The following is a 1,842-nucleotide window of genomic DNA, read 5'->3' on the forward strand; positions in this document are numbered from 1 at the left end:
CCCATTTTCCGCAGCTAGATAGCAAAGACAGTACTGGTTAGCTGCGGTTCTGTTGATGGGTGGCTGACTATCCTCTGTGTTGGAGCGTTAGCCTATTTGCCTTAGCTAAGACCTGTTTGGCCTGCTTGGTTGTGAGGAACTTGAGCTTGAGCTCCTCGAGGCCACAGGAGGCGGCCAGGGCGTCAGACTCGTCCGTCCTGTGGTCGAACACCCACCAGTTGGAATCGAAGTTCGTGGCTGACATGGCCTTGATCTCACGTCTTATGTGGGCCGCGGGGACACCCGCCTGGCACTGCAGGATCCGAAGGATCGTGAGGGCCACGAAGCACGTGAGGAAGTGGGCCTCTATATGGGCGTCCGTCCAGACGTAGACGGGCCTGGTCCTGAGCTCTGACTTGGTGAGTTTGAAGGACTCCTCTATCCGCCAGAGCTCCCGGTAGGCATCGAGTATCTTCTCGTCCTGCCAGTCTGTCTCGCTTGTGACGACGAGGTAGTAGCCGTCCAAGTCCTCTGCCTCCCTGATGGCATCCTCATCCAGGGAGAGCTTGCGGGCATCGGCAATAGTGCCCGTGTCCCTGTCGAAGGTGAGGCCCCTCACGTACTTTGCCGCCCCATGGGCCTCATGGGCGCTGAAGGCGGCGGGGCTTTTAATGAGCGTGCGTGCCCTCTCGATCACCTTGGCCCTGTCGTGGCGGGCACGCTCCTGGTACTTCCTTGACCAGAAGCCGACGTACTTCACGGGAATCCTTATGTCCTTGGGCTTTCCGCCCTTCGTATCCCCTGCCTTGATGTGGCAGGCCTTGAAGCCCTGCTTGCTCTTGATCTTGAAGTCGTCTCCCATGTGGCGGTAGCCCTGGTCGTCCGTGAGCCACCTCTTCAGGGCGGCGTCCGACTTGGTGCCGCGTGCCGACTGGGAGAAGACGAAGCCGTCCCCCCTGGCCACGGCCGCCGCTATGTTGTCCGACGAGTTGAGGCCCTTGTCGGCGACGGCTATGAGCCTGTCCATCCCGTAGTCGCGCTTGAGGTCGGAGAGCACGGGGATCATGGTCTGGGCGTCTGGGGTGTTGCCCGAAAACTTCCTGTAGCAGATGGGGATGCCCCTCTCGTCCTGCAGGAGCCCCATCTGCACGATCGGGCTCCTCCTGTTCTCCTTGGAGACCCCGCGCTTCCTCAGCTCGTCCTGGGCGTCGCTTTCGAAGTAGTAGTTGGTGACGTCGTAGTAGACGCAGGACATGTCCCTCATGCCCGCGGCCGCTATCCGCCTGTTCATGGAGGAGACGACCTTGTCCTTGGCCCTCGCGAGCTCGTCTAAGGCCCTGTAGAGATCATCGTCCGTGAAGTCGCTCTTGAAGAAGTACCTCTCCCTGTTCTGCCAGGCTGCGCGCTTGGACCCTGGCCCTAGGATCCGCTCTGTCACGAGCAGCCTCGTTACGCTGTTGAGGTCGTATGCCACGCTCCTGCCGCGCAGGTAGTTGCGCAGCACTTGCTCGATCCCCAGGGCGCTGTAGACGGCAAGCGCGATCGCGCACCCCAGGTTCTTCCTGTTGGTCCCCCTCCTGTCGATCTTCTCCAGGGGGTGGATCTCGAGGGGAAGAGCCTGCTCGCCCTCTTTCTTCTCGCGAGTCATCTCAAGGGCCTGGGCCCGTCCCCACTCGATGGGGTCTTGATGCTCCTCCTCGAGCTCGTCGATATAGCCCAAAGACCTCACTTGGCGCTGCTTGGTCTTCTTGCCGACCCGGTAGCTCTCACATACAGAGAGCTTCACCCGTCCGTTCCTCTGTGGGGTCCTCTTCAGAAACATCTTCCGCCCCTCCGCTCTCGAAGGCCACCCCATATATTAGC

Annotated in this window: 1 protein-coding gene; it reads right to left on the reverse strand. The window is 60.7% G+C overall.

Features of this window, described 5'->3' with window-relative positions; genetic code table 11:
* Positions 1–67 precede the first annotated feature (67 nt).
* The gene (locus HMPREF1316_RS03375; RefSeq protein ID WP_040651190.1) at positions 68–1,801 is read right to left on the reverse strand and encodes an IS1634 family transposase; all 1,734 of its coding nucleotides are present in this window, start codon (positions 1,799–1,801) and stop codon (positions 68–70) included.
* Between the last annotated feature and the right edge of the window lie 41 nt (positions 1,802–1,842).

The organism is Olsenella profusa F0195 (genome assembly GCF_000468755.1).
GTDB classification, from domain to species: Bacteria; Actinomycetota; Coriobacteriia; order Coriobacteriales; family Atopobiaceae; genus Olsenella_F; species Olsenella_F profusa.

What these genes read in the sequence shown, in the direction of transcription:
- HMPREF1316_RS03375 (WP_040651190.1), bottom strand. Translation starts at nt 1,801, where the DNA reads ATGTTTCTGAAGAGGACCCCACAGAGGAACGGACGGGTGAAGCTCTCT.